General features: G+C 73.8%; 25 protein-coding genes. 6 read left to right on the top strand and 19 right to left on the bottom strand.

Annotated features, from left to right (window positions below; genetic code table 11):
* Nucleotides 1-61: 61 nt before the first annotated feature.
* From SGLAU_RS26550 to SGLAU_RS26525, 6 genes are all read right to left on the bottom strand, one after another.
* On the bottom strand, nucleotides 62-658 hold the full coding sequence (locus SGLAU_RS26550; RefSeq protein ID WP_043505027.1) for a hypothetical protein: 597 nt from the start codon (nucleotides 656-658) through the stop codon (nucleotides 62-64).
* Nucleotides 655-1,800, bottom strand: a complete 1,146-nt coding sequence (locus SGLAU_RS26545) for an ROK family glucokinase (protein ID WP_043505025.1) — start codon at nucleotides 1,798-1,800, stop codon at nucleotides 655-657. Before SGLAU_RS26545 ends, SGLAU_RS26550 begins: the two co-directional genes overlap by 4 nt.
* 106 nt (nucleotides 1,801-1,906) lie before the next feature.
* Nucleotides 1,907-2,713, bottom strand: coding sequence for an ATP-binding cassette domain-containing protein (locus tag SGLAU_RS26540; RefSeq protein ID WP_244315263.1), 807 nt, complete (start codon nucleotides 2,711-2,713; stop codon nucleotides 1,907-1,909).
* Nucleotides 2,710-3,744, bottom strand: coding sequence for an ABC transporter permease (locus SGLAU_RS26535; RefSeq protein WP_043505024.1), 1,035 nt, complete (start codon nucleotides 3,742-3,744; stop codon nucleotides 2,710-2,712). The genes SGLAU_RS26540 and SGLAU_RS26535 overlap by 4 nt, the downstream gene beginning before the upstream one ends.
* Nucleotides 3,741-4,745, bottom strand: a complete 1,005-nt coding sequence (locus tag SGLAU_RS26530) for a sugar ABC transporter substrate-binding protein (RefSeq protein WP_043505022.1) — start codon at nucleotides 4,743-4,745, stop codon at nucleotides 3,741-3,743. Before SGLAU_RS26530 ends, SGLAU_RS26535 begins: the two co-directional genes overlap by 4 nt.
* 170 nt (nucleotides 4,746-4,915) lie before the next feature.
* Nucleotides 4,916-5,680 carry a GntR family transcriptional regulator gene (locus SGLAU_RS26525; protein WP_043505021.1) on the bottom strand — a complete coding sequence of 255 codons (765 nt, stop codon included), beginning with the start codon at nucleotides 5,678-5,680 and terminating at the stop codon, nucleotides 4,916-4,918.
* Nucleotides 5,681-5,783: 103 nt separating this feature from the next.
* On the opposite strand from SGLAU_RS26525, the gene SGLAU_RS26520 reads away from it, so the two are divergent.
* Entirely contained in the window at nucleotides 5,784-6,806 is a 1,023-nt protein-coding gene (locus SGLAU_RS26520; RefSeq protein WP_043505020.1) for a Gfo/Idh/MocA family oxidoreductase, read from the top strand.
* A gap of 127 nt (nucleotides 6,807-6,933) precedes the next feature.
* Here SGLAU_RS26520 and SGLAU_RS26515 read toward each other — a convergent pair whose 3' ends face one another.
* From SGLAU_RS26515 to SGLAU_RS26505, 3 genes are all read right to left on the bottom strand, one after another.
* On the bottom strand, nucleotides 6,934-8,115 hold the full coding sequence (locus SGLAU_RS26515) for a cytochrome P450 family protein (RefSeq protein WP_043505019.1): 1,182 nt from the start codon (nucleotides 8,113-8,115) through the stop codon (nucleotides 6,934-6,936).
* 99 nt (nucleotides 8,116-8,214) lie between these two features.
* Nucleotides 8,215-8,925, bottom strand: a complete 711-nt coding sequence (locus SGLAU_RS26510) for a response regulator transcription factor (protein ID WP_043505018.1) — start codon at nucleotides 8,923-8,925, stop codon at nucleotides 8,215-8,217.
* An 81-nt stretch (nucleotides 8,926-9,006) separates the two neighbouring features.
* Nucleotides 9,007-10,275 carry a sensor histidine kinase gene (locus SGLAU_RS26505; protein ID WP_078957906.1) on the bottom strand — a complete coding sequence of 423 codons (1,269 nt, stop codon included), beginning with the start codon at nucleotides 10,273-10,275 and terminating at the stop codon, nucleotides 9,007-9,009.
* Nucleotides 10,276-10,469: 194 nt separating this feature from the next.
* Here SGLAU_RS26505 and SGLAU_RS26500 point away from each other — a divergent pair, with 194 nt between their 5' ends.
* A complete protein-coding gene (locus tag SGLAU_RS26500) occupies nucleotides 10,470-10,670 on the top strand; it encodes a hypothetical protein (protein WP_043505016.1) in 201 nt (66 codons plus the stop codon).
* Between the two features lie 253 nt (nucleotides 10,671-10,923).
* Here SGLAU_RS26500 and SGLAU_RS26495 read toward each other — a convergent pair whose 3' ends face one another.
* The 3 genes from SGLAU_RS26495 to SGLAU_RS26485 form a co-directional block, all read right to left on the bottom strand.
* Nucleotides 10,924-11,832 (bottom strand): DMT family transporter, encoded by a 909-nt coding sequence (locus SGLAU_RS26495; RefSeq protein ID WP_043505015.1) that lies wholly within the window; start codon nucleotides 11,830-11,832, stop codon nucleotides 10,924-10,926.
* Nucleotides 11,833-11,963: 131 nt separating this feature from the next.
* Nucleotides 11,964-12,719, bottom strand: coding sequence for a GbsR/MarR family transcriptional regulator (locus SGLAU_RS26490; protein ID WP_043505014.1), 756 nt, complete (start codon nucleotides 12,717-12,719; stop codon nucleotides 11,964-11,966).
* Between the two features lie 258 nt (nucleotides 12,720-12,977).
* The gene (locus tag SGLAU_RS26485; protein WP_043505013.1) at nucleotides 12,978-13,607 is read right to left on the bottom strand and encodes a dihydrofolate reductase family protein; all 630 of its coding nucleotides are present in this window, start codon (nucleotides 13,605-13,607) and stop codon (nucleotides 12,978-12,980) included.
* A gap of 160 nt (nucleotides 13,608-13,767) precedes the next feature.
* Between SGLAU_RS26485 and SGLAU_RS26480 the strand changes: the two genes are divergently transcribed.
* Entirely contained in the window at nucleotides 13,768-14,511 is a 744-nt protein-coding gene (locus SGLAU_RS26480; protein ID WP_099052959.1) for an SDR family oxidoreductase, read from the top strand.
* A 171-nt stretch (nucleotides 14,512-14,682) separates the two neighbouring features.
* On the opposite strand, the gene alc is transcribed toward SGLAU_RS26480, so the two are convergent.
* Nucleotides 14,683-15,798 carry an allantoicase gene (gene alc, locus SGLAU_RS26475; protein ID WP_043505010.1) on the bottom strand — a complete coding sequence of 372 codons (1,116 nt, stop codon included), beginning with the start codon at nucleotides 15,796-15,798 and terminating at the stop codon, nucleotides 14,683-14,685.
* Nucleotides 15,799-15,851: 53 nt separating this feature from the next.
* Entirely contained in the window at nucleotides 15,852-17,189 is a 1,338-nt protein-coding gene (allB, locus tag SGLAU_RS26470; RefSeq protein ID WP_043505009.1) for an allantoinase AllB, read from the bottom strand.
* 276 nt (nucleotides 17,190-17,465) lie between these two features.
* Here allB and SGLAU_RS26465 point away from each other — a divergent pair, with 276 nt between their 5' ends.
* Entirely contained in the window at nucleotides 17,466-18,263 is a 798-nt protein-coding gene (locus SGLAU_RS26465; RefSeq protein WP_043505007.1) for an IclR family transcriptional regulator, read from the top strand.
* Between the two features lie 64 nt (nucleotides 18,264-18,327).
* Here SGLAU_RS26465 and SGLAU_RS26460 read toward each other — a convergent pair whose 3' ends face one another.
* On the bottom strand, nucleotides 18,328-18,645 hold the full coding sequence (locus SGLAU_RS26460; RefSeq protein WP_078957905.1) for a DUF5955 family protein: 318 nt from the start codon (nucleotides 18,643-18,645) through the stop codon (nucleotides 18,328-18,330).
* A gap of 646 nt (nucleotides 18,646-19,291) precedes the next feature.
* Between SGLAU_RS26460 and aceB the strand changes: the two genes are divergently transcribed.
* Entirely contained in the window at nucleotides 19,292-20,917 is a 1,626-nt protein-coding gene (gene aceB / locus SGLAU_RS26455; RefSeq protein ID WP_043505005.1) for a malate synthase A, read from the top strand.
* Between the two features lie 6 nt (nucleotides 20,918-20,923).
* Here the strand turns inward: aceB and SGLAU_RS26450 are convergent, their stop codons facing one another.
* The 4 genes from SGLAU_RS26450 to SGLAU_RS26435 are packed head-to-tail and all read right to left on the bottom strand — an operon-like array spanning nucleotide 20,924 to nucleotide 24,107.
* Nucleotides 20,924-21,235 (bottom strand): SelT/SelW/SelH family protein, encoded by a 312-nt coding sequence (locus tag SGLAU_RS26450; protein WP_043505004.1) that lies wholly within the window; start codon nucleotides 21,233-21,235, stop codon nucleotides 20,924-20,926.
* Nucleotides 21,232-22,146, bottom strand: coding sequence for a HipA family kinase (locus SGLAU_RS26445; protein ID WP_043505002.1), 915 nt, complete (start codon nucleotides 22,144-22,146; stop codon nucleotides 21,232-21,234). The genes SGLAU_RS26450 and SGLAU_RS26445 overlap by 4 nt, the downstream gene beginning before the upstream one ends.
* Nucleotides 22,140-22,541 (bottom strand): nuclear transport factor 2 family protein, encoded by a 402-nt coding sequence (locus tag SGLAU_RS26440; RefSeq protein ID WP_043505001.1) that lies wholly within the window; start codon nucleotides 22,539-22,541, stop codon nucleotides 22,140-22,142. Before SGLAU_RS26440 ends, SGLAU_RS26445 begins: the two co-directional genes overlap by 7 nt.
* A gap of 54 nt (nucleotides 22,542-22,595) precedes the next feature.
* On the bottom strand, nucleotides 22,596-24,107 hold the full coding sequence (locus SGLAU_RS26435) for an IucA/IucC family protein (RefSeq protein WP_043504999.1): 1,512 nt from the start codon (nucleotides 24,105-24,107) through the stop codon (nucleotides 22,596-22,598).
* Between the two features lie 116 nt (nucleotides 24,108-24,223).
* Between SGLAU_RS26435 and SGLAU_RS26430 the strand changes: the two genes are divergently transcribed.
* Nucleotides 24,224-25,708 (top strand): IucA/IucC family protein, encoded by a 1,485-nt coding sequence (locus SGLAU_RS26430; RefSeq protein WP_043504998.1) that lies wholly within the window; start codon nucleotides 24,224-24,226, stop codon nucleotides 25,706-25,708.
* Nucleotides 25,709-25,739: the final 31 nt, after the last annotated feature.

Raw genomic sequence — 25,739 nt, 5'->3', positions numbered from 1 at the left:
TCTCCGACTCTACGGGCCGGGTCTGACAATCGGTTCCGGCGGCCGTGCGGGGCCGGTCCGGTCAGGGAACCGTGCGGGAGACGACGTACACCATCGGGTAGGCCGGATCGCCGAAGTTCACGACCACGTTCTGCGTCGGCCTGGGGTTCTTCTGCTCGCGCACGGCTCCGTAGTTCGGGCCGGAGCGGGCGCCGGGCCCGGCGAACCTCCAGCCGGTGACCTCGCGGTCGCGGGCGCCGATGGGCAGGTCGTCCTTGGTCAGGTCGTGCCGGTCGAGGCCCAGGTCCGTCAGGAAGGCGTCCAGGCCGTCGTGCGTGGTGCGGAACTGGACGTAGAGCCGGCTGGTCTTCCAGTTGTTGGTCTCGTACCAGGCGACCTGGTCCGCCGGGTTCGGCACCGGCACCTGGTAGAGGCGGCGCTGCACCTTCGACGGCCACCCCTGGGTGAGGCCGGTCGCGGAGTACTTCTCCTCCTTGTCCTTGCCGCTGTCGCGGCTCTGGTTGGCGGAGATCACCAGGTAGCCGGCCGGGATGCCGATGAGCAGCACGATGATCAGCAGGGTCAGCGCACGGCGGCGGATCATGTGGCGGCGGTCCTCGACCGGGCGCCGCCGCTCGTCCGGCGGGCCGGCCTGGTGCGGCAGGGTGCCCGTCGTCACGGCGCCCCCTCGGCGCGGCGGGCCTGTGCGTACCGCTCGTAGCGCTCGTACCGCTCCACGCGGCGGCGCTTGGCGCGGCGGAAGCGGCGGGCGACCAGCCGGGCGAGGTCGGCGGCGCCGACCATGCCGGCCTCGGGGCCGAGCTGGGCGCGGACGATGCGGGCCTCGGGGCGGTAGCCGCGGCCGGTCAGATGGCGTTTAAAGGCGTCCCGCGCGGGCCCGATCAGCAGGTCGTCGGCGGCCGAGACACCGCCGCCGACGACGAAGCAGGACGGGTCGAGCGCGGCGGCCAGGTTGGCGATGCCGACGCCGAGCCACTGGCCGATGTCCTGGAGCAGTTCGACGCACATCGCGTCCCCGTCCCGGGCCAGCTCGGTGATCATGGGGCCGGTGATGTCGCCGATCTGCCCCTTGACGTGCTCGATGATCCCGTAGGCCACCGGGGAGTCGGCGGCGGCCAGCTCCCGGGCCTCGCGGACCAGCGCGTTCCCGGAGCTGTACTGCTCCCAGCAGCCGCGGTTGCCGCACGGGCAGCGGTGGCCGCCGGGCACCACCTGCATATGGCCGAACTCGCCGGCCACCCCGAACTTGCCCCGCTTGACCTGGCCGTCCTCCAGGATCGCGCCGCCGATGCCGGTGCCCAGGGTGATCATGACGAGGTGGTCCTCGCCGCGGCCCGCGCCGAACCGCCACTCCGCCCAGGCGGCGGTGTTGGCGTCGTTGTCGACGAGCACGGGGACGGCGAGCCGGTCGGCGACGCGGTCGCGCAGGGGTTCGTTGCGCCACGACAGGTGAGGGGCGAAGAGCACCCGGTTGCGGTCGGCGTCGACCCAGCCGGCCGCGCCGATGCCGACGGCGTGCACGTCGTGCCGGTCGGACAGGTCCAGCACCAGTTCGACGATGGTGTCCTCGACGACCTTGGGGCTCTTGGACTTGTCCGGGGTCTCCGTGCGCAGCTTCTCCAGGATGTTGCCGTCGGCGTCGACCACGCCCGCCATCACCTTGGTGCCGCCGATGTCGATGCCGACGGTGGGCACGCGCGGTGCGGTCAGGTGCGAGCGGCGTTCCCGGGTGCCGATCGTTCTGAGGGCGGGGGCACGCCGGGAGCCGATGGGGGCGCTGAAGGTGCCGTAGGTGCTCATCGTCGCCGATTCTGCCTCACGGGGGCGCGGGGTGCGGAACGGGCCGGTTCCGGTCGTCCGCCGGGTGCGGCGCCGTCGTGGCCGTTCGCGCGGTCCCCCGCACCCGTCAGGGACGGTCCAGTTCCCGGCGCAGGTCCGCCAGGTCGGTGCCGCCCGCCATCTGCTCCGTCAGCTCCTCCAGGGTCGTCTCGTCCCGGGCGTGGCTGCCGGCCATGGTGCCCCGCCGGAGCAGGACGAACCTGTCCCCGACCAGGTGGGCGTGGTGCGGGTTGTGGGTGATGAAGACGACACCCAGGCCCTCGTCGCGGGCCGCCGCCAGGTACTTGAGGACCACGCCGGACTGCTTGACGCCGAGCGCCGCCGTCGGCTCGTCCAGGATCAGGACCTTGGCGCCGAAGTACACCGCCCGCGCGATCGCGACGCACTGGCGTTCGCCGCCGGAGAGGGTGCCGATGGGCTGGTCGACGTCGCGCAGGTCGATGCCCATGCGCAGGAGTTCGGCGTGGGCGGTCCTGCGCATGAAGTCGACGTCCATGCGTGCGAAGGGGCCCACGCCCTTCCTCGGCTCCGAGCCGAGGAAGAAGTTGCGCCACACCGGCATGAGGGGGACGACGGCCAGGTCCTGGTAGACGGTGGCGATGCCGCGGTCCAGGGCTTCGCGCGGCGAGGACAGGCGGGTCTCCTCGCCCTCGATGCGCAGCGTTCCGGCGTCGTGCTGGTGCAGACCCGCGATGATCTTGATGAGGGTGGACTTGCCGGCGCCGTTGTCGCCGAGGACGCAGGTGATCTCGCCGGCGTGGACCTCCAGGGAGACGCCGTCGAGGGCGCGGACGTTGCCGTAGCGCTTGCCCACGCCGGCCAGTTCGACGAGCGGGGTGCGGGTCGCGGTGCCGGTCGTCACTTCGGTCGTCACTTGGCGGCCTCCGCGCGCTTGCGGACCCACGCGTTGAGCAGGGTCGCGAGGAGCAGCATCGCTCCGAGGAAGAACTTGAACCAGTCGGGGTTCCACTCGGCGAAGACGATGCCCTTGCTGGTCATGCCGAAGATGAACGCGCCGACCGCCGAGCCGACCGCGCTGCCGTAGCCGCCGGTGATCAGGCAGCCGCCGATGACGGCGGCGATGATGTAGATCAGCTCGTTGCCGACGCCCTCGCCGGACTGGACGACGTCGTAGCTGAAGAGCAGGTGCTGGCCGGCGATCCACGCGCCGAAGGCCACGCCCATGTAGAGGCCGATCTTGGTGGCCGTCACGGGGACACCCACCGCGCGGGCGGCGTCCTGGTTGCCGCCGACCGCGAAGATCCAGTTGCCGGCGCGGGTGCGCAGCAGAATCCAGGAGGCCACCGCGACCAGCGCGATCCACCACAGGATGGTGATCTTGAAGTCGACGCCGCCGACGGTGAGGGTGGAGGCGAAGACGTCGCGGGCGCTGGGGAAGCCCTCCATGTCGGCGATGGTCTTGGTGGAGACGGTGCCGGAGATCAGCTTGGTGAAGCCGAGGTTCATGCCGGTCAGCATCAGGAAGGTGCCGAGCGTGATGATGAAGCTGGGCAGCCCGGTGCGGCTGAGCATGAAGCCGTTGAAGGCGCCGATGGCGAGCGTGACCAGCAGGGAGACGCCGACGCCGACCCAGACGTTGGCGGTCATCTGGTAGCTGAACATCGACGAGATCAGCGCGGACGAGGTCACGAGGACACCGGCGGACAGGTCGAACTCGCCGCCGATCATCAGCAGCGCGACCGGGACGGCCATGATGCCGATGGTCGACGACGCGTACAGGACGGTGCTCAGGCTGGCGGCGCGCAGGAAGCTGTCGGCGGCGAACGCGAAGAAGACGAAGACGGCGAGGGCGCCGACGACCGAGCCCAGCTCGGGGCGGCCGAGGAGCCTGCGCAGCGGCGAGGTGCGCAGCAGCCGCTCGTCGGTGGTGGCGGCCGCGCTCATCGGGTGCCCCGCTCGGTGTACTCCTCCAGGGCGGCGGCCTGCTCCTTGGTGATGATCTGCGGACCGGTGAGCACCGGCTTGCCGCCGCCGAGGACGTCGGCGTTGTACTTGTACAGCCACAGCAGGTCGACCGCCTGGTAGCCCTGGAGGTAGGGCTGCTGGTCGACGGCGAAGCCGAGGGTGCCTTCCTTCAGGCCGGCGGCGACCTTGGCGTTGAGGTCGAAGGTGTCGATCTCGGCGTCGCTGCCGGCGCCCTGCCTGGCCTTCACGGCGGTGTCGGCGTACGGCGCGCCGAGGGTGACGACGGCGTCGACGGACGTGTCGGCCTGGAGCTTGGCCTCGATGGCGGACTGCACGTCCGGCATGCTCGTGCCGGTGACGTAGAGGTTCTGCACCGTGCCGTCGAAGGTCTCCTTCACACCGGCGCAGCGCTGCTCGTGGCCGACGTTGCCCTGCTCGTGCAGGACGCAGAGCGCCTTCTTCCTGCCGCGCGCGTTCAGTTCCTCGCCGACGGCCTGCCCGGCGATGGTCTCGTCCTGGCCGATGTGGGTGAGCGCGCCGAACTCCTCGGACTCCTCGGAGCCGGAGTTCACGGTGATCACCGGGATGCCCGCCTTGACGGCGCGGGCGACGGCGGCCTTCATCGCGTCGGGCTTGGCGAGGGTGACGATGATGCCGTCGACCTTCTTGTCGACGGCCGCGTCGACCAGCTGCGCCTGCTGCTGGGCCTCGTCGTCGTGGGAGTACAGGAAGTTGATGTTGTCCTTGGCGGCGGCCTCCTCGGCGCCGCTCTGGACGATGTCCCAGAAGGTGTCGCCATCACCCGAGTGGGTGATCATGGCGAAGGTCCAGCGGGGTGTGGTCACCGCCGCCGCGCCCCGGGCGGCCGCGGCCTTGCGGGCGTCCTCGGCGCGTTTGCCGCCGGTGCTGCTGCACCCCGCCAGGGACAGTGTCAGTGCCCCTGCCACCGCGATGCCTACCCAGGTCCGAAACCGTGCCACGAGGCCGTGCCCTTCTTGCTGTGTTCTCCGGTACGCCGGGGACCGCCGTCCCGCGGCCCCAAACGCCCCAGTATCGAACACGGGGACCAGGGCTCCGGCGACCGGGGAGTGCCAGTCGGCCGCCTTGTCCGGACATTGCGACGATCCGGGTCCCCGCGCGGGGGTGCGTCTCAGGGCCGCACGAGGAGCTGGAACTCGAAGGAGTAGCGGCTCGGACGGTAGGTGTGGGTGCCGTACTCGACGGCGCGACCGGTGTCGTCGAAGGTGGTGCGCCGCATGGTGAGCAGCGGGGCGCCCTCGGTCTCGCCGAGCCGCTCGGCCTCCGCGGCGGTCGCGGCGCGGGCGCCGATGGACTGCCGGGCGCTGTGCAGGGTGATGCCCGCGGACCGCATCAGCCGGTACAGGCCGGTGGTCTCCAGCTGCCCGGTGTCCAGGTCGAGCAGTCCGGGCGGCAGGTGGTTGCACAGGTACGCCATCGGCTCGCCGTGCGCGAGCCGCAGCCGCTCCACGCGGTGCACATCGCCGTCCTCGGCCACCCCGAGCGCCGCCGCGACCTCGGCGGACGCCGGGACGACGGTGTTGACCAGCACCTTCGTGGCGGGGCGCTGGCCGGCCGCCTCCAGGTCGTCGTAGAGGCTGCTCAGTTCCAGCGGACGCTTGACCTGGCTGTGCACGACCTGGGTGCCGACCCCGCGGCGGCGCACCAGCAGGCCCTTGTCGACCAGGGACTGGATGGCCTGGCGGACGGTGGGCCGGGACAGGCCGAGCCGGGCGGCCAGCTCGATCTCGTTGCCCAGCAGGCTGCCCGGGGTGAGCGCTCCCTGCTCGATCGCGGCCTCCAGCTGCTGGGACAGCTGGAAGTACAGGGGCACCGGGGAACTCCGGTCCACGCTGAGGTCGAGCTGGACGGTCGGGTCGGCATCTGGTTTCGGCACGGGCCGAGCGTAGCTTTCACGACTGGTTGACGGGAAGTTGTGTAGTCCGATTGTCCGGACATTCGGATTGACAGTGGGCCGGGTCCGCCCCCACCGTGATTCCATGCGCATCGGGGTCATCGGTACGGGCCGGATCGGCACCATCCATGCCAACACGCTCAGCCGTCACCGGGACGTCGGCTCCCTGATCCTGACGGACGCGGACCCCGCGCGGGCGCACGAACTGGCCCACCGGCTGGGCGAGACGGCGGCGCCCGGGGTCGACGAGATCTTCCGGTGGGGCGTGGACGCGGTGGTGATCACCACGACGACCCCGGCGCACGCCGATCTGATCGGCCGGGCCGCGCGCTCGGGCCTGCCCGTCTTCTGCGAGAAGCCGATCGCGATCGACCTGCCCGGCACCCTCAGCGCACTCGCCGAGGTGGAGGCCGCCGGGACGGTCCTCCAGATGGGCTTCCAGCGCCGCTTCGACGTGGGATACACCGGCGCCCGGGAGGCGGTGCGCTCCGGGCGGCTCGGCCGCCTGCACACCGTACGCGCCATGACCTCGGACCAGGCGCCGCCCCCCGCCGCCCACCTGCCGCTGTCCGGCGGGCTGTTCCGGGACACCCTGATCCACGACTTCGACATCGCCCGCTGGGTGACCGGCCGCGAGGTGGTGGAGGTGTACGCCACCGGGTCCGACGCCGGGCCCCCGATGTTCCGGGCGGCGGGCGACGTCGACACCGGCGCGGCGCTGCTCACCCTGGACGACGGCACGCTGGTCACCGCCACCGCCACCCGGCTGAACGGGGCGGGCTACGACGTGCGCATGGAGCTGGCCGGGGAGCGCGACCAGATCGTGGTCGGGCTGGACGACCGCACGCCGATCGCGTCCACCGAACCGGCCGGGCCGCCGGCCGCGTCGCGCCCGTGGACCACCTTCCTGGAGCGCTTCGGGCCCGCGTACGAGACGGAACTGGCCGCGTTCGTGGAGGTGGTGCGGGGTGAGCGGGCCAACCCCTGCGACGGCCGCGAGGCGCTGCAGGCGCTGCGCATCGCGGAGGCCTGCGAACGCTCCCGCCGCGAACGCCGGCCGGTCCGCCTCGCGGAGATCCCGGGCGGGGCGGAGGCCGTGTTCCGCTGAGCGCCGGGCGGAACGGAGGCCGTGTTCCGCCGGGGCGGGGCCGAGGTGGTGTTCCGCCGCCCCGGCTCCCGCGGGTACGGCCCGCCGGGCACCCGGTCGCCGCGGGGCACCCGACGGGCGCGGCAGGTCACCAGCGCACCGGCAGGCTCCGCATGCCCCGGATCAGCATGCCCGGCAGCCAGGCGCCGGGCGGGCCGTCGAGGGTGAGGCCGGGGGCGCGGTCCAGGAGGGTGCCGATGGCCGTGCGGGCCTCCAGGCGGGCCAGGGGGGCGCCGAGGCAGTAGTGGATGCCGTGGCCGAAGGCCAGGTGGGCGCGCGGTTCGCGGCGGATGTCGAAGCGGTCGGCGCCGGGGTAGCGGGTCCCGTCGCGGTTGCCCGAGGTGAGTCCGATCAGGACCGGTTCCCCCGCCTCGATCCGGGTCCCGGCGATCTCCAGCGGCTCGGCGGCGTACCGGAAGGTGGCGTTCTCCACCGGGCCCTCGTAGCGCAGCATCTCCTCCACCGCGCCGTCGAGCAGGGACGTGTCGGCGCGCAGCGCGGCGAGCTGGGCAGGGTGGGTGAGCAGGGCGTGCACGCCGTTGGTGATGAGGTTGACCGTGGTCTCGTGGCCGGCGAGGAGCAGCAGGTAGGCCATGCCGCGCAGCTCCTTCGGGGAGAGCCGGTCGCCGTCCTCGGTGGTGGTCTCGATCAGCGCGCTGAGCAGGTCGTCGCCCGGCCCGGCGCGGCGCTTGTCCTCGATCAGCCCGGTCAGGTACGCGCCGAGCCGGGTGATGGCGTCCTGCCCGCTGTCCGTGCTCGTCGGGGCGACGGTCTCGGTGGACAGCCGGCGGAACTCCGCGCGGTCGGGTTCGGGCACGCCGAGCAGCTCGCAGATGACGGTGATGGGCAGCGGATAGGCCAGCGACTCCACGAGGTCGGCGCGGCCGAGCGGCAGCATCGCGTCGAGGAGGTCGTCCGTGATCCGCTGGACGCGGGGCCGCAGCAGCTCCACCCGGCGCGGGGTGAACGCGCGGGTGACGAGCGCGCGCAGCCGGGTGTGCCGCGGCGGGTCGGTGACCAGCAGGTACGGTCCGATCAGTTCCTCGTCGAGCGGGGTGAGGCCGATCCGGCTGCCGTCCTTGGCCAGTCTGGGATCGGCGAGTGCCGCGCGCGCCTCCTCGTACCCGACGACCAGCCAGCTCTCGTAGTCGGCGGGCGCCGGCAGCCGCACCCGGTGCACCGGTCCGCGGGCGCGCAGTGCGGCGTAGACCGGGTGCGGGTCGGCGCGGAACCCCTCCCCGTAGTCGCCCAGGTCGATGATGTCCCCCATGCGTTGTCCCCTCCTGGTCGCCGTGCTCCCCCGCCGACGGATCAACGGACGGGCGTCCCGGTCCGTGCCCGCCGCCGGTGCCGCCGTCGAGGCACGCGGTCAGGGCCGTGGTCCGTGCCCGCCCGGCCCGGCCGCCGGGTCCTCCTCCGGCACGTCCAGGAGGCCCGCGTCGTAGGCCAGCAGCGCTATCTGCACGCGGTTGTTGAGGTCCAGCTTGGCGAGGATGCGCGAGACGTGGGTCTTCACGGTGGGCACGCTCATGAACAGCCGCGCGGCGACCTCCGCGTTGGACAGGCCGCGGCCGACCGCGACGGCGACCTCGCGCTCCCGTTCGCCGAGGACGGCGATGCGCGCGCGTGCCCGCGAGCGCCGGGTGTCGGCGGCGGTCCCGGCCGCGTGCGCCATGAGCTGCCGGGTGACGGCGGGCGACAGCACGGGGTCGCCGGCCGCGACCTTGCGCACGGCGTCGAGGATCTCGGCGGGCGGGGTGTCCTTGAGGACGAACCCGGCGGCGCCCGCGCGCAGGGCGCGCAGCACCTGCTCGTCGGCGTGGAAGGTGGTGAGCACCACGACCTGCGGGGCGTCCGCGCGGGAACGCAGCCGTTCGGTGGCGGTGAGCCCGTCCACGGCCGGCATCCGGATGTCCATGAGCACGACGTCCGGGCGGGTCCGCGCGACCAGCGTCTCGGCCTCTCCGCCGTCGCCGGCCTCACCGACGATCTCGATGTCGCCGGCGCCGCCCAGCATGAAGGACAGGCCGGCCCGCACGAGGGGGTCGTCGTCGACGAGGAGCAGTCGGATCGCAGTCATGGGGTTACGAAATCATGGCTGCCCGGCGCGCCGGTACGGCTTCCCCGCGCCGGGCGCGCGGTCCCCGGCCCGGCGGCGTGCTCACCCCCACGGCAGCCACGCCCGCACCTCGAACCCGCCGTCCGCGCGCGGCCCGTGCTCCAGCCGTCCCCCGGCCAGGGTCGCCCGCTCGGTGAGGCCGATCAGCCCCTGCCCGGAGCCGGGGACGGGCGGGACGTCGCCGTCGGGGGCGGGGTTGGCCACCAGCACGGTGAGGCCGTCGCCGGGGGTGCCGGAGACCTGGACGGTGACCTCGGCGCCGGGGGCGTGCTTGCGGGCGTTGGTCAGGCCCTCCTGGGCGATGCGGTAGGCGGTGCGGCCCACGGAGGCCGGGACGGCCGCCGGGTCGCTGACCCGCTGGACGAGGGTGACCTTCATGCCGGCCGCGCGGGACTCCGCGGCGAGGGTGCCGAGGGCGGCGAGCGTGGGCTGCGGGCGGCCCGCGTCGTCGGGCTCGCCCGCCCGCAGCACGCCGATGATCTCCCGCAGGTCCTGCAGTGCCTCGTGGGCGCTCTCCCGGATGACGCCGGCCGCGCGGGCGATCTCCTCCCGGGAGGCGTCGGGCCGGAACTCCAGGGCCCCGGCGTGCACGCTGAGCAGGGTCAGCCGGTGGGCGAGGACGTCGTGCATCTCCCGTGCGATGGCCTCGCGGGCCAGCCGCTGGGCCTGCTCGGCCCGCAGCCGGGCCTCCGTCTCGGCCCGCCTGGCGCGGTCCCGCAGGCTCAGCATCAGCTGCCGCTTGGAACGCACGAACATGCCCCAGCCGATGGTGGAGACGGTGAGCAGCACGGTGAGCACGACGGCGGCCAGGTACGGCATGCCGGGTTCGGGGCGCAGCCAGAGCACGAACGGGATGAGCGCCAGACCGCCTCCGCCGATCCAGGCGAGGTAGCGGAAGGGCCGGTGCACGGCGACCGTGAACAGGGCGACCAGGCCCGCTCCGCCGGAGGTGACGGAGATCGGGCCCAGGGCGGTCAGGGCGACGGCGAGCCCGGTCGGCCAGCGGCGGCGCAGCCACACGGCGGCGCAGGCGAGGGCGCCGAGCAGCTGGTCGGCGGCGATCAGGCCCTCGGGGAGGGTGGCGTCCGAGGTGACGGTGTCGATGCTCGCGATGCCGAGGGCGACGGAGAGCAGGAAGCAGGTGAAGTCGACGGCCCAGTCGCGTGCGGTGCGCCGGGGCCGCCCGGCCCCTCCGGTGCGCGCGCCGTCCGCGTCGAGTTCGTGGATGACGGCGGACGGGAACAGCCACCGGCGTCCCGTGAACGCCGGCGCCTGCGGTGGTGCCGTGCTGTTGTCCCTCACGGTCGGCAAATCTATGCGGGCGCGCGGCGGGGCACGGCGCGGCGGTGAGCGGCGTGGACGGAAGTCGCGCGGCTTCGCGACCAAAGTCGTACCGGACCGTGACGACCGGTGCGGCCCGGCGGCCGGGGGCGGCGACTTCCGTCGCGGTGGTCCCGCCCCGCGGACGATGCGGGCGGGGGGTCCGCGGGGCGAGAGTCCGGGGCATGAAGAGCGTGCTGGAGTTTCTCGGATTCGTCGCCCTGGTCCAGGGCGTGATGGGCCTCGTGCAGGAGTTCACCGACTGGGAAGGCGGGCTCGTGGCACGGATCGCCTTCCTGGACGACTACGGGCTCTTCGCGAGTGTGACGCTGCTGGTGCTGGCGTGTGCCCTGTTCGCCGCGGCGGAGAGCCGCAAGTCCCGCTGACGGTCCGGGGGGGGCGGTGACGGTGGCCCATCGCCGTGGCCGATGGCACCGGAGGGGGGCGGTGACGGACGCGCGGACTCGCCGTGGAGTCCCGTTCGTGCGCGCGGGGACGGAGTGCGCTCGCGGGGAGTCGGTCCGCGCTCGCCGGACTGTCGGTTCGCGTCCGCCGGACGTCGGTCCGCGTCCGCCGGACGTCGGTCCGCGTCCGCCGGGAGTCGGTCCCCTCGGGCAGCCGGTCTGCGTACGCGGGGAGTCACCCCGCCGCCCGGCGTCCCCACGCCGTGCCCGCGAGGACCAGCGCCCCGCCGGCGAGGCCGACCGCGCCCAGCCGCTCCCCGCCGAGGGCGATGCCGGCCGCGGCGGCCCACAGCGGTTCCGTGCCCAGCAGCAGGCTGACCCGGGACGGGGAGGTACGGCGCACCGCCCACATCTGGACGAAGAAGGCGAACAGCGTGCAGAACACGGACAGGAACAGCAGCCCCGCCCACTCCCGCGCGCCGAACGCCGCCGCCGCGCCCCACGGCGTGGTGCCGGCGCCGGCCGACAGCAGCGCGAACACCACGACGGACGTGCCGAGCTGGACGGTGGTCAGCGGCAGCGCGGACGCCCCCTGGACGGACTTCACCCGGGACATGGCGAGCACGTGCACGGTCCGGGCGAGGGCGGCGAGCAGCATGAGCAGATCGCCGGTCGAGGGCCGGGTGAAGCCGCCGCTCTGGGTGAGCAGGACGACGCCGAGCACCGAGACGGCGGCCGCCGCCAGGAAGCCGCGCGAGGGCGGCGTGCGGGTCACCGCGGACTCGGCGAGCGGGGTGAGGATCATGGTGAGACTGATGATGAGGCCCGCGTTGGTGGCCGAGGTGTGCACGACCCCGTACGTCTCCAGCAGGAAGATCACGCTGAGGATCAGTCCGAGCAGCGCGGCCCCGCGCCACTGGGCCGGGGTGAGGGCGCGCAGCGCCCGCCGGCCGGCGACCACCAGCACCGGCAGCACGACCGCGAACCGCAGTACCAGGACCGCGAGCACGGTCTCGGCGGTGGTGATGTCCTTGGCGGCGAGATAGCTGGCGCCCCAGACCACCGCCACCAGCAGCACGGGCAGGTCGGTGAGCCAGGCGCGGCGGGGCGCGAGGGCGCCGGGTACGGCGATCGAGGTGGACATGGCGGGTGCGGCTTTCGTCTCCGGCGGGAGTGCGGAGACGACGACGGCTCGCACGGGGTGATCACCGTACCGGCAGGGGCGCTCCTCGGCCAGGTGCCTGCGTGGTCCGCCGTGTCCTCGCCCCGCCTCCGTCAGCCGCCGTCCGAGCCGGGTCCGGCGGTGCCTTCCGCGGGCGCCGGGGGTTTCGTGTAGAGGACGTCGCGGGCCTGTTCCGCGGCGCGGGTGATGCTTTCGGTGACGAAGTCCATGAAGCGGGCGATGTTCTCCAGCCGGACGGCGGCCGGGGTGCCGGGGCCGAGGACGCCGACGCCCTGCCGCGCGGTCTCGGCGACCTGGGCGGCGCCGCGGGCGCTGGCCATCATCGACTGGTACCAGACGTCGTCGTCGACGACGTAGCGCTCGCGGCGGCGTGCGTCGCGCTCCCGCCGGACGAGGCCCTGTTCCTCGAGGAACGCGATCGCCTTGGAGACGGAGGCGGGGCTGACCTCGAGGCGCTCGACGAGTTCGGCGGCGGTGAGGCTGCCCTCGTCGGTGGTGTAGAGGCAGGCCAGCACCCGGGACATCATCTTGGGCGCGCCGGAGGCCATGAAGACGGTGGTGAACGCCTCCTGGTACTCGCGCACGGCCTCGGCGTCGCGCCCGTCGGCCTGGAGCGGCGCCTTCGCCCCGCGGGGAGCGGCCTGCCTGCGGCGCTGCGCGCGGCGTTCGGTGGCGCGGTGGGCGAGGTCCGCGCGGTAGGCGGTGGGTCCGCCGTTGCGCATCACCTCGCGCGTGACGGTCGAGGTCGGGCGCTCCAGGCGCCGGGCGATCTCCGCGTAGGGGAGGCCGTCGGCCAGTCCCAGCGCGATCTGCTGGCGTTCCTGCTGGGTGAGCCTGCCTCCCGGCATCGAGGTGTCTCCCTGGGTCCGTGCGGGCGCGTGGAGCGCCAGCGTAGCCCCCACCCCGAGACGATTGCAACGATCCGATTCCCCCTCGTTGCATTGCCTGCCATGCCCTTGCGAGGATTCCTCGCTTTTACGTGCACCTCTGGGCCAGACAGGCAACGGGTCGGGTGTCAGTCCGTTGAACGCAACGTAGCTTTTCTCTCGCCAGAAATATCGACCGGTGAACGCGTGACGCCGACGCAGGCCCCGGTCCCGCGGTGGTCAGGCCTCCTCCTCCGGGAGGGCGAAGGTGCCGTACTCGGGCCGTCCCGCCGTGTCGTACGACTGGATGGAGACGCCCGACGCGGTGACGCTGCCGCCGGTGTGCCGGAAGGCGGTGGGGACCATGCCGTCGGCGAAGAAGCGGCGGCCGGCGCCGAGGACGACCGGGAAGGTGAGCAGGTGGACGGTGTCCACGAGGCCCAGGCCGAGCAGGGACCGGGCCAGCGCGCCGCTGCCGTGGAGCTGGAGCTCACCGTCGGTCCGCTCCTTGAGGGCGGTGACCTCCTCGGCGAGGTCGCCGCGGAGCACGGTGGTGCCGGACCATCCGGGGTCGGTGAGCGTGGCGGAGGGGACGTACTTGGGCAGCCGGTTCAGCGGGCCGGCGATCGGGTCGTCCGGGCCGGTCACCCTGGGCCAGTACGAGGCGAAGATGTCGTACGTGCGGCGGCCCAGGAGGAAGGCGCCGACGCGGCCGAAGACCCCGGTGACGAACCGGCCGAAGTCGTCGTCGGCGTACGGGAAGCTCCAGCCGCCCTGCCCGAAGCCGTCGCGGGTGTCCTCCTCGGGGCCGCCCGGTGCCTGGTAGACGCCGTCGAGGGTGACGAAGATGGTGGAGACGAGCTTGCCCATGGCGGGTGCCTTTCGTGGTGCGCGGGTCTGCTGTCATCAGGGCAGACCCCGCCGGGCCCCGCAAGTCATCGCTCACCCGGTGGGCCGCGGGTGCGAGGTGGATGTCCGATCGCCGCCGGTGGCCCGGCGCCGGGACGACTGGAATGAACCCATGAACTCGATGAAGACGCAAGCACCTCTCGACGGCAGGAAGGCTCTCGTGACCGGCGGCAGCCGGGGCATCGGCGCGGCGACCGCGCTGCGGCTCGCCCAGGAGGGCGCGGATGTGGCGCTCACCTATGTGCGGGACGAGGAGGCGGCCGAGGAGGTCGTCCGGGGCGTCGAGGCGCTGGGCCGCCGCGCCGTGGCGCTGCGGGCCGATTCCGGGGACCCCGCCGAGGCGGCCGGGGCGGTGGACCGCGCGGCCGGGGCGCTCGGCGGCCTCGACGTGCTGGTGAACAACGCGGGGATCGGGCTGATCGGTCCGCTGGAGGACATCACGCTCGCCGATGTCGACCGGGTGCTCGCGGTGAACGTGCGCGGCGTGTTCCTGGCCTCCCAGGCGGCCGCCGCGCGGATGGCCGACGGCGGCCGGATCGTCACGATCGGCACCTGCATGACCCAGCGGGTGCCGGGTCCCGGCGGCACGCTCTACGCGATGAGCAAGGCGGCCCTGACCGGCCTGAACAGGGCACTGGCCCGTGAGCTGGGCCCCCGGGGCATCACCGCGAACATCGTCCACCCGGGTCCGGTCGACACCGCCATGAACCCGGCGGACGGCCCGTACGCGGCCGGGCAGGCGGCGATGACCGCGCTGGGCCGGTTCGGCACGGCCGACGAGGTCGCCGCGACGGTCGCCCACCTGGCGGGCGCGGCCTACGTCACCGGTGCGGAGTTCTCGGTGGACGGCGGCCACGCCGCCTGACGGGGGGCATCCTCGCCAGGCGGCCACGCCGCCTGACGGGGGGCATCCTCGCCGCCGGGCACGCGCCGGGCGGGGATCACCCCCGGGCACGGGCCGCCGGGAGGGGCGCGGCGGGCTGGAACGCGGGGCGCGCCGGTGCTGTCCGGCCGGCGCGCCCCGCGGGTCGGTGGGTCAGCCGCCGAGTTCCTGGTGGCGGGCCGCCAGGCGCTGGGCGCCTTCCTCGGTCAGGGAGCCGAACAGGCGCAGGCGGGAGATGCCGCCGTCCGGGAAGATGTCGATCCGCGCGTGGGTGCCCACCGCGGGGGCGTCCAGGACGAAGCGGTGGTCGGTGTCGGGCTGGAGGCGGGTGCGGGGCAGGATCTCCCGCCACTCGCCGTCCTCCCCGTCCCGCACGGACACCGAGGCCCAGCCCGCGCTGTTGCCCTTCAGGTAGGCGGTGTCGATCTCGACCGCGCGGATCTGGGCCCGGGCGACGAGCCGGTAGCGGATCCAGTCGTTGCCCTGGTCGCGGCGGCGGCGCGTCTCCCAGCCGTCGTCCATCTTGCGGGAGCGGCCCGGCTGGATGGTGTGGGTGGCGGGCGAGTAGAAGAGGTCGGAGGCGTCCTCGACCCGGCCGCCGTTCTCCAGGGCGACGACGTCGAAGGTGCCGAGCGCGTCGAGCCACGCGGGGTCGGGGACGACCTCGCCGTACACGCGCAGCCGGGCGATGCCGCCGTCGGGGTGCTGGTTGACCCGCAGGTGGGTGAAGCGCTGCTCGGCGGAGACGGCGAAGCCGTTCGCCGCGTGGCCGCCGACCGCCGTGCGCGGGACCAGCGTCGTCCACTTCACGTCGTCGGCGAGCAGTTCCTCGGGGGACGGGGAGCCCGCGACCGAGGCGGCCTCGACCGACACCGACTGCGGGTAGTTGCCGCGGAAGTGGGCGGTGTCGACGACGATGCCGCGGATCACGCCGGGCGCGCCGAGCCGTACCAGCGCCCAGTCGTGGTCCTCGGCGGCCGGCCAGGGGTGGTCGGCGGAGACGCCGCGGCGCCGCCGGGTCTCCCAGCCGTCCATGACCTTGCCCTTGTGGCCGAAGTGCTCCGGGTCGAACTCGGCCCGCTCGGGCACCAGCAGGTTCTCGCGCTGGGCGAAGAACTCGTCGTTGGCGGCGATGACACCGGCGCCGAGCTGCCGGTCGGCGAGGTTGGCGTACTGGGTGAAGGGGAAGTCGGCGGTGCGGTAGTCCGCGTACGGGTCACCGCCTCCGTAGGGGTTCGCGTCGCCGGTGAAGCTGGGTATCGCCGTCACGGTGATCAGTTCTTCCTCTCGGGAGTCGGCCGCTGCGGGTGCGGGCGGGGGCGTCAGGGGGTGCGGGTGAGCAGCTGCCCCTGGGGGTCGGTGAACTCGCCGTCGGCGTGGATCCGCGTCCCGCGCAGCCAGGTGGACTTCACGACCCCGCTGAGGGTGCGGCCGGCGTAGGCGGTGACGCGGTTGCGGTGCTGGAGGGCGGCCGGGTCGACGGTGAAGGTCTCGTCGGGGGCGAGGACGGCGAAGTCGGCGTCGCGGCCGGCCTCGATGGCGCCCTTGCGGTCCAGTCCGGCCAGTGCGGCGGTCCGGGCGGACATCCAGCGGACGACGTCCTCCAGGCCGTGGCCGCGCTCGCGGGCCGCGGTCCACACGGCGGGGAGGCTGAGCTGGAGGCCGGAGATGCCGCCCCACGCGGTGGCGAAGTCGTCGGTCTTGAGGTCGGCGGTGGACGGGGAGTGGTCGGTGACCACGCAGTCGATGGTGCCGTCGGCGAGCGCCTGCCACAGCAGGTCCTGGTTGGCGGCCTCACGGATGGGCGGGCAGCACTTGAACTCGCTGGCGCCGTCGGGGACTTCCTCGGCGGTCAGGGTGAGGTAGTGCGGGCAGGTCTCCACGGTGACGCGGACGCCTTCGGCGCGGGCCGCGCGGATCAGCGGCAGGGCGTCGCCGGAGGACAGGTGGAGGATGTGCACGCGCGCGTCGAGCCGCCTGGCCTGGGCGATGAGGGCGGCGATCGCGGTGTCCTCGGCGTCGCGCGGGCGGCTGGCGAGGAAGTGGGCGTACTTGGGGCCGCCCTGCTGCGGCGCGGCGGCGAGGTGGTGCGGGTCCTCGGCGTGCACGATCAGCAGGCCGCCGAACCCGGCGATCTCGGCGAGGGAGCGGGCCAGCTGCTCCTGGTCGAGGTGCGGGAACTCGTCCACGCCGGACGGCGACAGGAACGCCTTGAAGCCGAACACGCCGGCCTCGTGCAGGGGCCGCAGGTCCTTGACGTTGTCCGGCAGGGCGCCGCCCCAGAAGCCGACGTCGACGTGCGCCTTGGACCGGGCGACCTCCTGCTTGACGCGCAGGTGGTCGACGGTGGTGGTGGGCGGGAGGGAGTTGAGGGGCATGTCGACGAGGGTGGTGATGCCGCCCGCGGCCGCCGCGCGGGTGGCGGTCCAGAAGCCCTCCCACTCGGTGCGGCCGGGGTCGTTGACGTGCACGTGCGTGTCGACGAGGCCGGGCAGCAGGACGTGGTCGCCGAAGTCCTCCAGGCGAGCCCCCTGCGGTACGGGAGCGTCGTGGGGCAGTACGGCCGTGATCGTGCCCCGGGCGACCGCGACCGCTGCGGCGCGCGTTCCCTCGGGCGTGATGACGCGCGTCGAGCGCAGCACCAGTTCGGCGTCGGACACCCGGACCCCTCTCTCTTCCGCGTGTTGCTCCCGGGCGCGGGTGTCGCCGCACCACGGAATTCAACACTCTGTTGAAGTCGCTCTCGGAGTCTTCACCTCCGGTCCCGCGCCGTCAAGGGGCACACTTCCACCGTGCACCCGCGACGCCCGGCTCTGGAGGTTTCCACAAAGCGGAATTAGAATTCCAGCAAGCAGAACGTAGCTACGCACAAGCGAGCAGTCAACCGGCCGCCGGGTAGGCTTCTGACCTCCTGCCAGTCCCGAAAGGAACGCGCCGTGCCGACGTCCAGCGCCAGCACCACCGACTCCGCCAAGACCGCCAACGGCGGCGGCGTCCAGTCCCTCGAGCGCGCCTTCGACCTGCTGGAGCGCATGGCCGACGCGGGCGGCGAGGTGGGGCTCAGCGAACTCTCCGCCAGCAGCGGCCTGCCGCTGCCCACCATCCACCGTCTGATGCGCACCCTGGTGGCCTGCGGTTACGTCCGCCAGCAGCCCAACCGCCGGTACGCGCTCGGCCCCCGCCTGATCCGCCTCGGCGAGTCCGCCTCCCGGCTGCTCGGCACCTGGGCCCGCCCCTACCTGGCCCGCCTGGTCGAGGAGACCGGCGAGACGGCGAACATGGCGCTGCTCGACGGCGACGAGATCGTCTACGTGGCGCAGGTGCCCTCCAAGCACTCGATGCGCATGTTCACCGAGGTCGGCCGGCGCGTCCTGCCGCACTCCACCGGCGTCGGCAAGGCGCTGCTCGCGGGGTTCCCCGACGACGAGGTGCGCGCCCTGCTGGCCCGCACCGGGATGCCCGCGGCCACCGACAAGACCATCACCACCCCCGAGGGCTTCCTCGCCGCACTGGGCGACGTGCGCCGGCTCGGGTACGCGGTGGACGACAACGAGCAGGAGATAGGAGTCCGCTGCCTGGCGGTGCCGGTACCGGACTCCCCCACCACCGCCGCGATCTCCATCTCGGGCCCGGCCGGCCGGGTCACCGAGGCGGCGACGGAACGGATCGTGCCCGCCCTCCAGCAGGTCGCGACGGAACTGTCGGCGGCCCTGGCCAGCTCGGGCACCGTCTGAGCCCCGCACACGCGAGCAGCCCCCGCCCGTCCGGGCGGGGGCTGCCGTCGTAGTGCCGTGCTCGTCAGCCGTCGCGCGGCGGCGGGCCGAACAGCTCCACCGCGTGGCGTACGTCGGCGAGGCCCCGCGCCAGCGCGCTGACCGAGCCGATCGCTCCGGCGATCAGCAGCAGCGAGCGGCGCAGCCGCGGGATCTCGGGGACGCCGCCGGCCGCCATCGCGGCGAGCGCGGCGAGTTCGTCCTCGGCGACCGCCCGGTCCGGGAACTCGGCCGGATGCGCGGCCAGCTCCCGGCGTAACCGGGACACGGCGGCGCGCAGTTCCGCCGCTCTCGGGTCCTCGCCGCTGCCGGTCAACGGCCTCTGCCCCAAGCTCCGCAACACAGCTCTCCCCCCTGGCACTCCCTTGTGCCCGGCTCCCGTTCACTCCCCCTGTGCGCCCCCGTCACGAGCCGGGCGCCGGAGATGTGCGGGCCAGTAAACGCCACGCCGTGCGCGAGCGCCACCGCGGGGACGGAAATTCAGCCCGCCGGGCCGCGCGCTCGACCCCGTGTCCGGTATGCGGGACCCATGACCGGCAGAACCGGCCGGGTGGCGGTGCCAGTCCTCGCCGCGGACGGCGGCCGGCCGGGCGGGCGGGCACCCCAAGGTGCTGCTCCCGCACGGCGCCGGCGCGCGGCGCCGGTGCCGCCGGTGGACCGGCCCGGGCTCGGACCGAGGCGGTGGCCCGGGCGCCGGGCGGGTACGGGTACACGGACGAGACCTCGCCGGCGGCGGCCCTCGCCGGGGTGCGCGGCCCGGGCGTACGACAACGACCCGCCGGCCGGCCCGGTCCACCCCGGGTGAGCGGGGTGGCACCGGGCGCCATGGTGCCTCGACTCGGAGAATCTCGACATCAACAAACCATTGAAGTTCCACAATGAGGAAACTAATATCCACTGACCAGAAGCACCCGACCGCACAGTGGGTGCGATATCTCCCCTACGTGCCCCTTGGCACCCGGTGCCACCGCTGAAGGAAGTGACAGCTCATGTCCACACCAGCGCCGTCCACGCTGGCCATCGTCGACGCCGAGCCCCTGCCCCGCCAGGACGAGGTCCTCACCGACGCGGCGCTCGCCTTCGTGGCCGAGCTGCACCGGCGTTTCACGCCGCGCCGTGACGAACTCCTCGCCCGCCGGGCCGAGCGCCGCGCCGAGATCGCCCGCACCTCCACGCTCGACTTCCTCCCGGAGACCGCCGCGATCCGCGCGGACGACTCCTGGAAGGTGGCCCCCGCTCCGGCCGCGCTGAACGACCGCCGGGTCGAGATCACCGGCCCCACCGACCGCAAGATGACCATCAACGCCCTCAACTCGGGCGCCCGGGTCTGGCTCGCGGACTTCGAGGACGCCTCCGCCCCCACCTGGGAGAACGTCGTCCTCGGCCAGCTCAACCTGATCGACGCCTACACCCGGAGCATCGACTTCACGGACGAGCGCACCGGCAAGTCGTACGCCCTGCGTCCCGACGAGGAGCTGGCGACGGTCGTCATGCGCCCGCGCGGCTGGCACCTGAGCGAGCGTCACCTCGTCGACGCGGAAGGCCGCCCGGTCCCCGGCGCCCTCGTCGACTTCGGCCTGTACTTCTTCCACAACGCCCAGCGCCTGCTCGACCTCGGCAAGGGCCCCTACTTCTACCTCCCGAAGACCGAGTCGCACCTGGAGGCCCGCCTCTGGAACGACGTGTTCGTCTTCGCGCAGGACCACGTCGGCATCCCGCAGGGCACCATCCGCGCGACCGTCCTCATCGAGACGATCACGGCGGCGTACGAGATGGAGGAGATCCTCTACGAGCTGCGCGACCACGCCTCCGGGCTGAACGCGGGCCGCTGGGACTACCTGTTCTCGATCGTCAAGAACTTCCGGGACGGCGGCGAGAGGTTCGTCCTGCCGGACCGCAACGCCGTCACGATGACCGCCCCGTTCATGCGGGCGTACACCGAACTCCTCGTGCGCACCTGCCACAAGCGGGGCGCGCACGCGATCGGCGGCATGGCCGCGTTCATCCCGTCCCGCAAGGACCCCGAGGTCAACAAGGTGGCCTTCGAGAAGGTCCGGGCCGACAAGGACCGCGAGGCGAACGACGGCTTCGACGGCTCCTGGGTCGCCCACCCAGACCTGGTGCCGATCGCCATGGAGTGCTTCGACAAGGTCCTCGGCGACAAGCCGAACCAGAAGGACCGCCTGCGCGAGGAGGTCGACGTCAAGGCGGAGGACCTGATCGCCATCGACTCGCTCGACGCCAAGCCCACCTACCACGGCCTGGTCAACGCCGTGCAGGTCGGCATCCGGTACATCGAGGCCTGGCTGCGGGGCCTGGGCGCGGTCGCCATCTTCAATCTGATGGAGGACGCGGCCACCGCCGAGATCTCCCGCTCGCAGATCTGGCAGTGGATCAACGCCGGCGTCGTCCTCGACAACGGCGAGCGGGTCACGGCCGAACTGGCCCGCAAGGTCGCCGCCGAGGAACTGGCGGCCGTCCGCGCGGAGATCGGCGAGGAGGCCTTCGCGGCCGGCCACTGGCAGCAGGCCCACGACCTGCTCCTGGAGGTCTCCCTCGACGAGGACTACGCCGACTTCCTCACCCTGCCCGCGTACGAGCGGCTCAAGGGCTGAGCACGGCTAGGGGATGCGCTCCGAGTGGCCCAGGGTCCGCCCCGGGGCCACCCGGTCGCGTACGGCCCGCTTGACCGCCATCGGCTCGGGGAAGCCCTGCTCGCGGCGGTCCCACACCACCTCGTCGCCGACCCGGACGACGAACACCCCGCCCGTGCCGGGCTTGAGGGCCAGTTCGTCCAGCTCCGCCTCGAACGTGGTCAGCAGCTCCTGCGCCAGCCAGGCCGCGCGCGGCAGCCAGCGGCACTGGGTGCAGTACTCGATCGTCACGCGCCGGGTCCCGGGCGTGGCCCCGGACGCCGTCTCGGCTGTCGTCATCCCAGGTGCACCGACCAATCCTGTTCCGCCGCCGGCTTGCCGTGCAGGTCGGGGACCCGCTTGAGCCAGTCCGGACGGTCCCGCCGCGTCCTCGCCGCGCGCCGCGCGTTCTCCGCGGCCAGCTCGTCACGGCTGGGGAAATCGGTGGGCAGCCAGTCCCCGGACGCCCGCACGCGCGCGTGCAGGAACTCCACGTAGGCCCGGCGCACCTCCTCGGGCGAGCCGAAACCGGGCTCGTCGGCCAGCCAGGCGTCCGGCACCTCGTCCGTGATCGCCCGCAGCAGTTCCTCGGTCACCTTCGGCCGCAGCTCGGCGTCGGCGGCGCGCACGTCCGGGCCGTAGTGGCCGAGGGCGTGGTGCCGGAAGTCGTAGGCCTTGGCCGGGTCGGTGGTGCCCCAGCGGTGGTGGAAGACCAGCGCGGCGCCGTGGTCGATCAGCCACAGCCGCGGCGGTGCCACACCGAGCGTCGGCCAGAGCATCAGGTTGGAGCTGTGGACGGTGCGGTCGACGTTCACGGTGAGCGCGTCCAGCCACACGACCCGGCCGGCCTCCACCGGGTGGACGTCGAAGACCTCGGCGATCTCCGGGGAGAAGTCCCGGGCGCCCGGCAGGTAGTCCATGCCGAGGTTGACGCCCGCGCTGGCCGCGTGCAGCTCGCGGACCTCCTGGTGCGGCTCGTCCGCGGCGATCGCGGGGTCGAAGCCGACCAGCACCAGCTCGGGGAAGCGCAGCCCCAGGGCGCGGGCCAGCTCCCCCACGATCACCTCGGCGACCAGCGCCTTGCGGCCCTGCGCGGAGCCGGTGAACTTCACGACGTACGTGCCCTCGTCGTCGGCCTCGACTACTCCGGGCACGGAGCCGCCGGACCGCAGGGGCGTGACGTAGCGCGTCGCCGTGACCTGTCTCAGCATGGTCCCGGGCCGCCTTCACCGCGCACCGGCGGCTCGCTCTCCCCGGCGAAGACGATGATCTGGTCGATGAGGTCGCGCCGCAGGTGCACGACGTCCGTCCCCGCCAGCCGCGGCCCGTCGTCCGGCGTGGTGAAGACCCACCGGTAGCGGGCCCAGTCGTGCGGCATGTCCACGGCCGAGCTGCGGACCATCGTGCCCGTCCCCGCCGGGTGGCGCCGGATGTCCAGGACGAATCGCTCGACGGCCTCGATGCCCTCGCTGCGGCCCAGCGGCCCCCACAGGACCACGTCCGAGGTCAGGGCCTGGGACAGCAGAGACGTGACATAGGTGTCGTCGGAGGCGTTGAAGGCCGAGATGAACGTGTCGATCGCGGACCGGGCGGTCTCTTCCTGCATGCACCAGTCATATCAGCCGCGGCGGTCCCGGCGCCCCGTGGCGGCGGCCGCAGATCAGGCCAGCGGGTTGGGCAGCGGCCGGTAGCGGGCGTCGGCGCCGTCCGCGCCGGTCCAGCGCAGGAGGAGGTTGGTCTTGGCGGGGAGGGTGGGCGCGGTGAGCAGGGCGGGGATCTCCGGCAGGTCGTGCCGGGACAGCTCGCGGCGGACGGCGGGCCAGGGGTCGAGGCCGGGGTGGCGCTCGGCGAGGGCCCCGGCCAGTTCGAGCAGGTGGTTGACGACCAGGCAGTACACCAGGCGCTCCCAGCCCGCCGCGCGGTCCACGGCGGGGAGCAGCTTCACGCCCTCGGCGTCCCGGAAGAGGGCCTGGACGGGCATGCCGTCGCCGTCGCAGGCGATCAGGGAGTTCTGAAGGTGGGCCTCCAGGACGACGCCGTGCTCGGCGAAGGCCGTCAGGGCGGGCGGCACGACCTGGGCGAGGTACGCCTCCCACCAGGCCGCCGGGTCGGCCGGGGCGTCCAGGGGGCTGCCGGCGAAGCCTTCGACGAGTCCGGCGGCCAGGTAGGGCGTCGCGCCGGGCAGCAGGTGCCCGCGCAGGCCGTCGCGGACCAGCACGGCCAGTTCCTCGAAGGCGAAGCCGGCGGTGCGGTAGCCGCGGTCGGAGAGCCACGCCGCGGGCCCGTCGAGGGCCGCGAAGGCGGTGCGGACGGCGGTGTCGGTGCGGGTGAGCTTCAGCAGGTCGTGCCGCCACAGCCGGCGGATGTCGTTGGTGATGCGCACGTCGAGGCTGAACTTCAGGAACAGGTCCCGCTCGGGGGCGTGGACGGTGCGGATCGCGGCCGTCGGCCAGGTGTCGAACGCGGTCTCGCCGAGCCGGATCAGCCGCCCGTCGGCGAAGGCGGCGGCGAGCCGCCCGCCCGCCAGGTCGAGCTGCCAGGGGTGGGCGGGCAGCAGCCGGTAGCCGGGCGGGGCCGTGCCGAGGGTGTCCAGGGCGGAGGGGTCGCCCTCCTCCACGACGGTGTCCTCGCGCACCCCGAGCAGGGTCAGCGGGAAGCGGGCGTGCGCCTCGGGGGCGTACGGCAGCCAGCCGGCCGCCGGGCCGCCGCCGCGCGCCTTGGGCGCCGGATGGTGGGGGTGGCCGGTGAGCAGGCACTGCTCGGAGCGCACATACGGGTCGGCCGGCGGAGTGGCGCGGTCGCGGGCGGTGAGCAGGGCGGCGACGGTGTCGCGGCTGTCGGCGATCTCGGCGGGCAGTTCGTGGTTGGACAGCCCGGTGTGGCGGCGCAGCTCCTCGGCGACCAGCTTGACGAGTTCGGCGTGGCCGAGGGGGTGCCAGCCGCCGTCGGTGTGCACTTCCGGCGCGGCGGGCCGCCGGCCGCCGCGCACGCGCAGCAGCTTCCCGCAGCCGGGCAGCAGGTGGACTCCGGCCCGGCCCGCGACCGGCCGGCCGACCTCCCGCAGCAGGCAGTTGAGCAGTGGCGCGGCGGCGTACGCGTCGGCCCGTGCGGCGATGTCGCGCGCGGCGGCGTCACGGCCGGCGGGCGGGGGGATGAGGTCCACGCGGTCCACTCGCTCCTACGGTCTGAGGGAGTTTGCCTACGGTTCTCCCGGAGACGATCAGTATCCCCGCCGTCACGCCCCGGCGTGACCGCCCCCTTCCCGCCACCCGTACGGAGGACCCGCCCGTGTACCGTTCACCCACCGCCGAGGCCGAGGTCGCCGCCGAGCTGGCCGCCCTGCGCCCGGACCTCGCCGCGCGGTACGCGGCCGAACTCCCGGGCGCCCGGGCGGCGGTGCTGACCCGGCTGTGGCGGGCCCTCACCCATGAGCCGCTGCCGTGGATCGAGCGCCGGGAGGCGTCCGGGGAGGGCCGGCTGCTGCGGCTGCGGGACGGGCGCCGGCTGCACGGCCCGGAGCCGGACCCGTTCGCGACCGCCGGGTACGTCACCGAGGTGGGGCTCGACGGGACGGGGTACGGGGATCCGGCCCGGCTGGTGACGGCGCTGCGGGTACCGCACGGCACGGACCTCGCGCGGGAACTCGGGCACAGCGTCGCCTCGCTGGCGCTGTCCCGGGCCGGGCAGCCGGCCGGTCCGCAGGGGCACCCGGCGCGGGACTGGGAGTGGGAGCAGCGGGTGGTGGACGGGCACCCGTACCACCCGGGGTGCCGGTCCCGGCCGGGCTTCTCGGTGGCCGAGCAGCTGGCGTACGCGCCCGAGCACCGGCCGGTGGTCGGTCTCGGCCTGGTGCCGGTGCCGGGTGAGGCGTGTGTGGTGACGGGCCGCTGGCCCGCCGGGTGGCGCGACGGGGAGCGGCTGCTGGTGCCGGTGCACCCGTGGCAGGCGGCGCACGTGCTGAAGCGGCCGTGCGAGGAACGGCTCCCGGGCCGTCCGCTGATGTCCCTGCGCACCCTGGCGCTGCCCGGCGGGCCGCACGTGAAGACGGCGCTGAGCGCCCGGCTGACGTCGTCGGTGCGGGACATCTCGGTGGGGTCGGTGACGGCCGCGACGGTCCTGTCCGACTTCGCCGGGGAGCTGGCGGACGACCGGCTGCACGTCACGCGGACGCTGGGCGCGGTCACGGACGGCTCGCCCGATCTGGCGGCCGTGCTGCGCGAGTCCCCGCAGGTGTACGCGGCGGCGGGGGAACGGGTGGTGCCGGTGGCCGCGCTGCCCCTGACCGGTCTGCCCCGCGATCCGGACTGGCTGGCCGCGTTCGCCCATCTGGCGCTCTCCGTCGGGCTGCGGCTGCTGGAGCTGGGGGTGGCACTGGAGGCGCACGGGCAGAATCTGCTGGTGGTGCTCTCGGCGGCGGGCCTGCCGCTGCGGCTGGTCTACCGCGACCTCGCCGACATCCGGGTCAGCCCGGCCCGGCTGGCCCGGTACGGCCTGTGGCCGCGGGAGCTGCCGGAACGCATCCTCACCGACGACGTGACGGCCCTGCGGCGCAAGCTGTTCGGTTCGCTGGTGTGCGGGGCGCTGGCCGGGACGGCGGGTTCCGCGGCGGCGCTGCGCGGGGCGCTGGAGACCGCCGTACGGGACCTGCCGGACACCCCGGACCGGGTGGCGCTGACCGAACGGCCGCTGCCCGTGAAGGCGCTGACACTGATGCGGCTGTCGCCGGGGACGCCTGGCGACCAGTGGACGGAGCTGCCCAATCCGCTGATGTGACGCCCCGTTTTGGAGCCCGGCCCGTGCACTC

This window comes from Streptomyces glaucescens, from assembly GCF_000761215.1.
Taxonomy (GTDB): domain Bacteria; phylum Actinomycetota; class Actinomycetes; order Streptomycetales; family Streptomycetaceae; genus Streptomyces; species Streptomyces glaucescens_B.
Note: the sequence above shows the minus strand (reverse complement) of the source record. Positions and strands in the feature narration are given on the sequence as shown.

Coding starts and splice junctions, on each gene's coding strand:
- SGLAU_RS26545 (WP_043505025.1), bottom strand. CDS start 1,800: ATGAGCACCTACGGCACCTTCAGCGCCCCCATCGGCTCCCGGCGTGCC.
- SGLAU_RS26535 (WP_043505024.1), bottom strand. CDS start 3,744: ATGAGCGCGGCCGCCACCACCGACGAGCGGCTGCTGCGCACCTCGCCG.
- SGLAU_RS26520 (WP_043505020.1), top strand. CDS start 5,784: ATGCGCATCGGGGTCATCGGTACGGGCCGGATCGGCACCATCCATGCC.
- SGLAU_RS26515 (WP_043505019.1), bottom strand. CDS start 8,115: ATGGGGGACATCATCGACCTGGGCGACTACGGGGAGGGGTTCCGCGCC.
- SGLAU_RS26510 (WP_043505018.1), bottom strand. CDS start 8,925: ATGACTGCGATCCGACTGCTCCTCGTCGACGACGACCCCCTCGTGCGG.
- SGLAU_RS26500 (WP_043505016.1), top strand. CDS start 10,470: ATGAAGAGCGTGCTGGAGTTTCTCGGATTCGTCGCCCTGGTCCAGGGC.
- SGLAU_RS26495 (WP_043505015.1), bottom strand. CDS start 11,832: ATGTCCACCTCGATCGCCGTACCCGGCGCCCTCGCGCCCCGCCGCGCC.
- SGLAU_RS26490 (WP_043505014.1), bottom strand. CDS start 12,719: ATGCCGGGAGGCAGGCTCACCCAGCAGGAACGCCAGCAGATCGCGCTG.
- SGLAU_RS26485 (WP_043505013.1), bottom strand. CDS start 13,607: ATGGGCAAGCTCGTCTCCACCATCTTCGTCACCCTCGACGGCGTCTAC.
- SGLAU_RS26480 (WP_099052959.1), top strand. CDS start 13,768: ATGAAGACGCAAGCACCTCTCGACGGCAGGAAGGCTCTCGTGACCGGC.
- aceB (WP_043505005.1), top strand. CDS start 19,292: ATGTCCACACCAGCGCCGTCCACGCTGGCCATCGTCGACGCCGAGCCC.
- SGLAU_RS26450 (WP_043505004.1), bottom strand. CDS start 21,235: ATGACGACAGCCGAGACGGCGTCCGGGGCCACGCCCGGGACCCGGCGC.
- SGLAU_RS26445 (WP_043505002.1), bottom strand. CDS start 22,146: ATGCTGAGACAGGTCACGGCGACGCGCTACGTCACGCCCCTGCGGTCC.
- SGLAU_RS26440 (WP_043505001.1), bottom strand. CDS start 22,541: ATGCAGGAAGAGACCGCCCGGTCCGCGATCGACACGTTCATCTCGGCC.